The organism is Pseudoalteromonas sp. SR45-5 (assembly GCF_014163565.1).
GTDB classification, from domain to species: Bacteria; Pseudomonadota; Gammaproteobacteria; order Enterobacterales; family Alteromonadaceae; genus Pseudoalteromonas; species Pseudoalteromonas distincta.
The window spans coordinates 1-9417 of record NZ_JACJDN010000084.1 but is presented as its reverse complement, the minus strand read 5'-3'; the positions used below and the strand labels follow the sequence as shown (position 1 = coordinate 9417).

Annotated in this window: 8 protein-coding genes and 1 other RNA gene; 3 read left to right on the top strand and 6 right to left on the bottom strand. The window is 39.0% G+C overall.

Annotated features, from left to right (window positions below; translation table 11 throughout):
• Positions 1 to 37: 37 nt before the first annotated feature.
• The gene (locus H5072_RS05170) at positions 38 to 1240 is read right to left on the bottom strand and encodes an aromatic amino acid transport family protein (protein WP_165723612.1); all 1203 of its coding nucleotides are present in this window, start codon (positions 1238 to 1240) and stop codon (positions 38 to 40) included.
• 216 nt (positions 1241 to 1456) lie between these two features.
• Here H5072_RS05170 and H5072_RS05165 point away from each other — a divergent pair, with 216 nt between their 5' ends.
• Positions 1457 to 2350, top strand: coding sequence for a DMT family transporter (locus tag H5072_RS05165; protein ID WP_182692898.1), 894 nt, complete (start codon positions 1457 to 1459; stop codon positions 2348 to 2350).
• 67 nt (positions 2351 to 2417) lie between these two features.
• Here H5072_RS05165 and H5072_RS05160 read toward each other — a convergent pair whose 3' ends face one another.
• Entirely contained in the window at positions 2418 to 3296 is an 879-nt protein-coding gene (locus H5072_RS05160) for an OmpA family protein (RefSeq protein WP_024595663.1), read from the bottom strand.
• 202 nt (positions 3297 to 3498) lie between these two features.
• Between H5072_RS05160 and rnt the strand changes: the two genes are divergently transcribed.
• The gene (rnt, locus tag H5072_RS05155; protein ID WP_024595664.1) at positions 3499 to 4203 is read left to right on the top strand and encodes a ribonuclease T; all 705 of its coding nucleotides are present in this window, start codon (positions 3499 to 3501) and stop codon (positions 4201 to 4203) included.
• Here rnt and H5072_RS05150 read toward each other — a convergent pair.
• Positions 4187 to 5812: a DUF342 domain-containing protein gene (locus H5072_RS05150; RefSeq protein ID WP_154903370.1), complete on the bottom strand. Its 1626-nt coding sequence runs from the start codon at positions 5810 to 5812 to the stop codon at positions 4187 to 4189. The genes rnt and H5072_RS05150 overlap by 17 nt on opposite strands.
• Positions 5813 to 6075: 263 nt before the next feature.
• Between H5072_RS05150 and ssrA the strand changes: the two genes are divergently transcribed.
• Positions 6076 to 6432: a transfer-messenger RNA gene (ssrA, locus tag H5072_RS05145) on the top strand.
• Between the two features lie 98 nt (positions 6433 to 6530).
• Here the strand turns inward: ssrA and H5072_RS05140 are convergent.
• The 3 genes from H5072_RS05140 to H5072_RS05130 form a co-directional block, all read right to left on the bottom strand.
• On the bottom strand, positions 6531 to 7664 hold the full coding sequence (locus H5072_RS05140) for a hypothetical protein (RefSeq protein ID WP_182692897.1): 1134 nt from the start codon (positions 7662 to 7664) through the stop codon (positions 6531 to 6533).
• 134 nt (positions 7665 to 7798) lie between these two features.
• Positions 7799 to 8095 carry a hypothetical protein gene (locus tag H5072_RS05135; RefSeq protein ID WP_024596756.1) on the bottom strand — a complete coding sequence of 99 codons (297 nt, stop codon included), beginning with the start codon at positions 8093 to 8095 and terminating at the stop codon, positions 7799 to 7801.
• A gap of 35 nt (positions 8096 to 8130) precedes the next feature.
• Entirely contained in the window at positions 8131 to 9135 is a 1005-nt protein-coding gene (locus H5072_RS05130) for a YHYH protein (RefSeq protein ID WP_182692896.1), read from the bottom strand.
• Positions 9136 to 9417: the final 282 nt, after the last annotated feature.

Sequence of the window (9417 nt, the reverse complement as noted above, 5' to 3'; positions counted from 1 at the left end):
GTGCGGTTTTTTTATATCTAAATTAAAACAAAAAGCTTTAACCGATAGCAGGAATTAGCCCCGCCATTTGCATAAACTGCGCAGCAATAATCGTTATGCCACATATAGCTGCTATGCCAAGCCCAATATTCCCACTTTTAACTTTGTAACCTGTTTTACTTGATGTTGTACGCTGTTTATAAACCATTGCTACAGGCAAAAATATTGCAAGTACGACAAGTGCTATTGCAGCGTAACCTAAAGCCATAATAAAGCCTTGAGGATAAAATAATGCAAAGCCAAGCGGCGGAATAAACGTAATTAAGGCCGTTTTAATTCGGTCTGTTTTATTGTCACCTTTTTTAAATGTATCAGCAAAAAAATCGAATAACCCTAAACTCACCCCTAAAAATGATGTCGCAAGTGCTAAATCAGCAAATAACTTAACGGCCGTTGCTACACTTGGGTTATGCGCAATACTTGCTACGCTTGATACAAAGCCACTAAGGCCTTGGCTGTTGAGTAAGTCAGCTTGGCTCATAATACCTTGGCTAAGTAGTTGCCAAAAAATATAAATGACTAAAGGCAGGGCGGCTCCAGCAATCATTACTTTGCGCAGTACTTTTATTTCTACACCAACATATTTAACAATTGAAGGAATAGAGCCATGAAAGCCAAACGAAGTAAATATAACCGGTATAGCCGAAAGGATTAACCCTTGCTCTACAGGCATCTCTAATAAATGCTTACCTTGTACATAAGGGGTTAGCATGTAAAACAAACTAGCTAATACAATAATTTTTATTGTAAATAACACTCTATTTAGTTTATCTACCTTGCTAGTGCCCAGTGTTACCACACTTGCAATAATAACAGCGAGGATCACAGAGCCAAACTGTGGGGCTATATTTACATCAAAGCCTATATTTATACGCGCTTGAAGTTGTGCACCACCACCTGCTATATAAGCAGCGCATAAAGCGTAAAATAAAAAAACCATCGAAAAATTCGCGATGTATTGTCCGCGCTTTCCAAGCCATAATTTAGCCAACGTATTTAACGTTGCATCGCGTGGTGCATATTGGTGTAGCTCTAGCATGAGTAGTGCGGTGTAGGTCATTAGTAACCAGCTAGCAATTATTAATGCAAGTGCAGTACTAAACCCAAGCCCGGCAGATGCAATTGGCAATGCCAACATACCTGCACCAATAGTTGTGCCTGCAACAATTAACATGCTTCCAGTTGTTTTATTTTTAAGCACTTAATTACCTTAATTATTATTAATATACATGCACGATATAACTAGTTACTCAAATCTCAAATAGTTTTGTAATAAAAGAGCGGTATTAAAATGTAACCTACAATTTACAACTGTATTTATTAAGGACTTGTATGCATTTAAAAGTATTAAAATAGGGTGGTGAGGGTATAATTTTATATACGTTGGATTGCGTTATAAAACGCTAAGGATTGGCATGTGCCGGTAAAAGTATCGTATTTTTTTATGGTTCTCATTTGGTCTACTACACCACTGGGGATTGTGTGGAGCAGTGAAACAGTATCGCCAACGCTTGCTGTATTAATGCGTATGCTGGTGGGGTTGTTTTTAGGTGGTTTAATTGTTGCCATAACAAACATTAGAGTACCTTGGAGCAAAAATGCATGCTTACTTTATTTTTATTCGAGTATAGGTATTTTTGGCGGTATGTTGTTGAGCTATATGGCAGCTAAAACAGTCCCTTCGGGTATTATTTCGCTTATGTTTGGCCTTGCACCTATTTTGTCAGGGTTGCTTGCTCAGCAATTACTAAATGAACCTAAATTTAGCCCGATTAAATTAGTGGCGTTAGCGTGCGCCTTAATCGGCTTATATTTTGTTAGTTATAACCAAGTACAAAACTCGCAAACTCAAGGGCTCGGGTTACTTTATGTGTTTATGGCTGTCTGCTTTTTTAGCTTAAGTGGTGTGATGATTAAACGCGTACAAATTGCGATTCACCCTATGGCAACAACATTTGGTGCCTTAGTTTTTGTAACCCCACTCTTTTTTATTGCTTGGTGGTTATTAGATGGTCAGTTGCATATACAAAACTGGAGTGCAAAATCATTGTGGGCAATTGGTTATCTAGGTGTGTTTGGATCTTTAGTTGGGGCTTTGGCGTATTTTCATGTACTGCAAAACCTAAATGCGAGTACGGTATCACTTACTACGCTCATAACTCCTAGCTTTGCTTTAGGCTTAGGAGCTTGGCTAAACAATGAGCCATTAAGCCAAGAGCTAATCATTGGTGCGGTTATTATTTTAATTAGTCTGGTTTTTTTCCAATTTGGTGATAAATTTTTAAAGCAAAAGAGAGTAAGCGCAAATTAGTTTTACTACATTTTTCAATTTGGTGATAAGTTTTTAAAGCTAAAGAAAGTAAACACAATTAGTTTTACTACATTTTCTCTATTTGAATAATTAAACGACGGTTTTTGTCTCGGCCTAAAATGTTATCGTTATTATCAACAAAGCGTTTTTCGCCTAAGCCGGTGGTTTGTACTTTTGCTTCATCAACACCTAAGCTCACCATATAATCTTTTATAGTTTTGGCGCGCTTGCGCGATAAATCTAAGTTATTCCAGCGTCCGCCATAACTATCGGTGTATGAGTCAATGCTAATGGACTCTATGCTTGCATCATTTTTTAAATACTCAGCAATTTTATCAAGGCGTTGTTGCGACGATTTAGTTAATTTACTGCTGTTAGATTGATAGTTCATTACAGTAAACGAAATATCTTCAAAGCTGTAAGGGAGTAGCTCATCACGGCATTGTAAAAAAGCCCAGTAAGCTTGTTTAAAGTTTACACTCGATATACCAACGGCAATTTTATCGGCACTGTTTTGCCAGTCTTGATAATAAAAAGTAGGGTAGTAGCCTTTTTCAAGCTCGCTAAGCATCTCCCATGCGGTTTTATTACCCAGCTCACCATCAAACTTTTTAAGTAATTTCATATTTGCAATATCACGGGCCGGTAAGCCTGCTCGCCAAGACGGTGGCACGGCTTTTAAACCAGCTATTGCGTAATTATCTGGGCGTACAACCATATCTAAATTAAACGTTAAGTTTTTATTTTTACTTGCTGAAGCTTTAAAAATAGCTTCCCCATAATAAGGAACTTCATGATTTAATTGGCATTGTAAGCGCGTTGTTTTAACGACTTCCCAGTTGGAGTTGTCTTGGGTTGCTGTGTATTGGCGCATAGCAGCTTGCGAGTGAGTACTGCAAAGCACTGCACTTATACTAAGGCTAATAAATAACAACTTATACTTCATGGTGCTCTCCAGCTATCCGGGAATGCCAATAATTTGGCAAATTAACGACTGCAATGATTAGTTTGTTCTCTACGTAACTAACTTACAAGTTAAAGCAAGTTATGTGCCTACAATTTTAAAGCAATAAATACTTAAATCCCCTAGCCTAGGGGGCATCAATTTTGACATAATAGTCAGCTTACACGTATAAACAAAGAAGACTATGGCAAATACTGAGCAAACACCTTTCGCAAAACGCTTTCGTGGATTTTTTCCTGTTGTTATTGATGTTGAAACTGCTGGTTTTAACAAAGAAACAGATGCCTTGTTAGAAATAGCAGCTTCTGTTTTAAAAATGGATGACGAAGGACTGCTCAGCATAGATCATACTGTTCATTTTCATGTTCAGCCATTCGAAGGCGCTAATATAGAACAAGCAGCCATTGACTTTAACGGTATAGACCCGTTTTCACCATTACGTGGCGCAGTACCTGAAGATGAAGTAATTAAAGAAATATGTAAAGTAGTACGCAAAGCGCAAAAGGCCGCTGGGTGCCAACGCTCAGTTATTGTGGCGCATAATGCCGCATTCGATCATGGCTTTTTAAATGCAGCAATAGAGCGTAATAACATTAAGCGTACGCCATTTCATCCGTTCGTAAGCTTTGATACAACATCTTTAGCGGGTTTAGCGTTAGGGCAGACTGTATTAGCAAAAGCATGTAGAGCGGCAGGTATCGAGTTTGATAACAGCCAAGCACACTCAGCGCTTTACGACACAGAACGTACAGCTGAGCTTTATTGCTTAATAGTAAATCGCTGGCAGCAATTAGGTGGTTGGCCATTAGCGCCAACTGATGATTGCGACGCTAATAACAAAGTTGAAACTGATACACAAAATAACGAAGAAACTAAAACGTCTGAGTAATTTTACCCTCAGTTAGCTTAACTAGGTGGGGCGGGTAAATACGCGAAAATTGTTTAGAATCTTTCGCTATTTTAAGCTCCACACCAGGGTGCATTAATTCATTTACTTTTAAACGACTACTGGCAAGTAATTGCACTATTTTTTGCTTAATAAGTAGTTTTTGACGATGAATATGTGCAGAGCGTATTTTTATATGCTTTTCATTTTCAGTTATCTTATTCATGAATTGCTGGCGCTGAGCAGCCCCCGCAATTTTACTCGCTTTTTCACGAGCCTGTTGTAAAGCGGTTACTTTAGTCGCAAGTACTTTTTCAAAATCGGTTATTTGTGTTTGCTTTTGGCGAAGCTCAAACCAGAGTTGCGCTAAAAATACGCGCGTTTTAGTACCGGCTGGCGCGCCTAGCTCACCCGTTTCAATGCGCATAGCATCTAAAATATTACCGCCAATAATTTTACCTCGCGGATCGTTTGCTTTGCCTACACGTATTAACCGCCTAGCACTTAAATCACAATGTAGAGCTTGGCGTTCAATAAATAAATCTTGTTCGGATTTAATATTGCAGTACTGAGCATAACCAATAGAAATAGTTCGCAGAGCGGTTATAGAGCATGTAAATGCTTCCTCGCCTTCACGTTTTCTACCAATTGCGCCAAGCATAATGGTTACCGCACTTTTACTTTCAACAGCTCCTGATTCTACAAAACCCAGTACCGTAATATCACCATTGGCTTTTACACGCATGCCGTCTTTAATATCGCCAGTAATAATTACGCTACCATCAAAATCAACGTGGCCTGTACTTACATCTACGTTATCAAAGCATAAAACGTCATCTACACGCATACCTCGGGGTAGGGCAACGGGCACACCTTTGCAGTCGGCAATAAGCATATTAGGATTATTAGGATCTACTTTTGTGCCTTCGAAAGGCTGGAGTTGGTGATCTGTACCTGGTTTTGCACTAATTGAATCGCCAAATACCGTATAGCCATCTTCTCCAGGAGTAGCGGCAATACGCTGCATTAAGGGAGTACCAGGTTTTACGGTGATAATAGCGCCAAGATTTTTCATATCAACCTTACCACCTTCCTTAGCTTGTGGGCTAAGCACACGGTCTTGGGCTGTTGAGCATAAGCGCACAAATTTAGCATCGCTGCCTTTTTTAGGATTACGCCCATGTGCAATTATGGCGCTATAAGAGCTTCCTGCTGGTTTTTCAAACTGCTGGCCTAAAAAGGTATCAAGCGCGCGTGGGCTTATTCCTTTTTTAACACCTGCATCAGCAAGCGCTTTTTGCGCACCTTCCATAGACAAAAGCGCACCACCTTTAGCGGTAGTTAATGTTGCTTCTGCGACCATGTTTTTTTCATCAATATTAATGACAAGCGACGCATCTACCGCTTTAGCAACGACAAGTGATACTTCCTGATAGTTTTTAGTTGGCGCAAAAAGCTTTCCAATATTGGCAATGACAGCTTCGTACTCACTAAACTCAGATTGTTCGAGCATTTGCGTAAGCTGAGTACTCGTAACAGGAAAGCCACTATCAATAGGGTGACTAACTAAAGAGACAAACCCTGTATTTTGATCAAATGAAAAAACCGACATTTATTAATTCCCTACTCTATGCCTGTTATTATTTTTGTTTTTTACAACTAAAGGTTTAGAAATGACAAAAACCTTAACTCCTTATTTGAACACAGGTTAAACACATTGTTAAGCAAATGTTTATATGGGCTTGCATAAACTAAATTTTGGTTACTTAATGCTCGGTTAGTGCACGCAATTAAAATAAAGCGTTACTAGGCCTTGAGTATCAGTACTTTACTCAGTTATACTGTTTGCACGCTCTGAATTGAGTTACTAATTCAGGGGCTGATTAGGATTCGACGGAATTCAAGAAGCCCAAGGTGCATGTCGAGGTGCGGTTTGCCTCGTTAAACAGCCGCAACCTAAAGTAATCGCAAACGACGATAACTACTCTCTAGCAGCTTAGGCTGGCTAGCGCTCCTTCCATGTATTCTTGTGGACTGGATTTTGGAGTGTCACCCTAACACCTGATCGCGACGGAAACCCTGGCCGGGGTTGAAGCGTTAAAACTAAGCGGCCTCGCCTTTATTTACCGTGTTTGTCCGGGACTTAAAGGTTAATTAAATGACAATACTAAACATGTAGTACCGACGGTCGAGGCTTTTCGGACGGGGGTTCAAATCCCCCCAGCTCCACCAATAAAGGTTTTTGAACTCGTTATTCGAAAACCATAAGAAACCCGCAAATTTGTTAATTCAAATTTGCGGGTTTTTTTATGGAGTTTATAAAATAAAGTTTAAGAATGTCTTATTGCGCGTAGCTTCATTTTTATTGCAATCACAAGCAGGCTAAATAACGACAGCATACTTATTAACAACGTTAGGTTAAGTATAGGGTTACTTGGCTCGTAGGTAGTGACAGGAGAATTGTTTGTAGTTTGCGAGTTTTGCTGTTGCCTAATATAGCTTTGGCTGATCCAATCTACCGCGTTTATCCATTGTACTTTGGCGGGATCAGTATTGTTTAGCATCCCTATTACATGCTTATCGTTATCTAAGCCTTTTGAAAGTTGTACCAGTTGCTGCCAAAATTCATTTTTAGGGCCTAGGTCATCTATTTCTTGCAGGTGCTGTTGTAATTTATCGCCCCCCATCGTTTTTATATCAGCTTGTCCTGTACTTTGCGCGTAGCTATTTATTAGCGATGAAAAGCGTCTAAAGTACTCATTACTTTTTTGCTGTGTAGGGCTAGCTGCTTGCTCGTTTGTTACTTTTTTTGCTGGTTGATTTAGGCTATTTTGATCAATCAAATATTGTTTATAATTTTGGTAACTTAAGTTGTTTGTAGTTGTGTTATTTGTAGTTCCGTTATTTAGAGTGCCAAAATTGTTTTTAAGTGCATTAACACTGATCCCTACGCCTATTATGGTAATAATACAAAGTGCGCAATAGCAAAAGTACAATCCGCTTTTTAAAGTGTTACGCAGTAATTTATATTTATTATAACTTTGCTTAATAGCTGCAGCTGTATTTGGGGCTTCGTTTGTATCTAGGCGTTCGTTTTGTATTGAAATACTTTTGCCGTCAGTAATTTCACTAATGTGTTTATCTGTATTTTTGTTGTGCTCAGTGAGTGCTATTTGATTATTTTTAGATTGAGAGGTTACAGTAGAGAGTTGCGGTTCTACTTTAGTAATTAATCCTAGCTTTTTTAGTGAGGATTCTGTTTTAACAGCATCAATACTCGATAAGTCTTTTTTTAAAGCGTAAGCTTTTCCATCAAATAACTGAACAACAATATTATGAGGAATATTTAGAAGTTGGCTAAGTTTTTCTTGGGCAGAGGTAAGGTCAGTATTTTGATATAACTGACCATTAAAAACAATTTTAAATGTAGCGCTCACGTTAGTACCTTGCTTGTGTAATTCCATTTTTGGAATTTTATTTTTATTATTTGATACACAAAGCTAATTTAACAGATAAAGGGTATGCTTTCTAATGATTTGTGATTAAAAAAGCCTTAACAAACAGCGTTAAGACTTTGGCGTGTAGCTGTTACTTTACTTTATCGTTTTGCGAGTGATTTTACAGATTGCTTTTGATCACTGGCAGGTTGGGTTGCTTTGTCTATTAATGTTTCAAGTGGTTTATTTCGAACGCACATAAGTACTTTGTTCATTGCTTGGCATGTGCCTGTCGCTTTTTTATCATGGCTTGTGTAGCTACAACCTTCATTAATGGCTTTTTCTTCACATGCTTCCCAAGGCGCGTTTGAGCCGTGGCCTGCATGACTTAGCGCTGAGCATGAGGTAGCAAGTAAAAAGCCAGTGGTTAGTGCTTTTATTACGTTAAATATTTTCATTAGTATCTCAGTTAATTATTTGGCCAGAATGCGAGTTATCTTGCGGTAGCACCTTTAAAACAACCAATAAACATGTTTTCAGATACATCGGCTGCATGGTAGTGGTATCCGCGTGTATCGTCGGTGTGGCCTCTACATTCATCTAAATCAGTGGGTTCTAATCCATCTTCGTTAAGCATGCCAAATATACCAAATCCATCGAGTGCATAACCCATCATGGCGGCATGACCATCTGATTGGATTTGTGTTTGGCTACAGCCTGCTTCACCGTGGTAGTGATAACCTGCTACTAAGTTAATATGCCCAGCGCAATCATCAAAGGCTGCAATAGTGTATGCGCCTAAAATAGCCTCAACAGGGGCGGGTGCAGCAAGTACAACACCATTGAGAGCAACACCTACATTAGTGTTACCAATACTGCTATTTTGAGTGGTTGCAACAGGCGTTATTGGTATTAAAAATGATTCTGATATACCGCCATCAACATAATCAATAGAGCATTCTACGCAGTGATTTTGGTATTGCTCCTCTACGTTTGGACGTGCAGCACCATCACACGATTCTTGTGTGTCTGTTACATTTACCAGGCCTGTACCTTCGTCGTATAGCTGCCAATGGTTATCGTTATATAATGTTGGTAGATTTAAAATAAAGTCGCCAGTTATATCGTAAACCTCACCGGTGCCATCAAACCAAATACCGGCTTCGTCTGCTGTTGATGTGATATTTCTAGGGCAAAATACACCAATCTCGTAATTTGAAGGCGCACCTGCAATATCAATTTTGTAGCATGAAGTTTCATCGCCATTACTTAGCGTACATGTTTGAGTGGTAATTGATGAAATGAGCGCATCGCTTTCAAAGTTAAAAGGGTCAACTTCTACAACAAAATCGGTTGAAGTATCTGTTGTAGTGCCCTCATCGGTGGTTGTTTCAGTTACGACGCTACTTTGAGTATCGCTACCGTTACAGGCAGCTAAACTCAGTGCAAGTATGCACACTGCAAGCGGTGCTAAAATTGGTGCGTTAAGTTTTCTCATCAGAAATATCCGGTAATGAAGTTGAATGTATAATATTTGTTAAATGTGCAAACAAAGTGCAAAAACAACGCAACATAATACATTGCCTGAAATAGAGGCTTATAACACTTGCTATAGGTGTATGTGGTACCTTTTATTGTGCGACTTTAAAGTACCTAAATAGGCAGTGGAGTTTTATGGACTTTTTACTTCCCGACAGTATGTCTTTATTTTTGTTTTTATTAATGATGATCACCGCGGGCTTTACTTCTTTTATATCTGCTGCATTTGGTGCGGGTGGCG

Bases quoted from the DNA above. Each gene is read 5' to 3' on its own strand.
- H5072_RS05135 (WP_024596756.1), bottom strand. From the start codon at position 8,095: ATGAAAATATTTAACGTAATAAAAGCACTAACCACTGGCTTTTTACTT.
- H5072_RS05130 (WP_182692896.1), bottom strand. From the start codon at position 9,135: ATGAGAAAACTTAACGCACCAATTTTAGCACCGCTTGCAGTGTGCATA.
- H5072_RS05140 (WP_182692897.1), bottom strand. From the start codon at position 7,664: ATGGAATTACACAAGCAAGGTACTAACGTGAGCGCTACATTTAAAATT.
- H5072_RS05160 (WP_024595663.1), bottom strand. From the start codon at position 3,296: ATGAAGTATAAGTTGTTATTTATTAGCCTTAGTATAAGTGCAGTGCTT.
- rnt (WP_024595664.1), top strand. From the start codon at position 3,499: ATGGCAAATACTGAGCAAACACCTTTCGCAAAACGCTTTCGTGGATTT.
- H5072_RS05150 (WP_154903370.1), bottom strand. From the start codon at position 5,812: ATGTCGGTTTTTTCATTTGATCAAAATACAGGGTTTGTCTCTTTAGTT.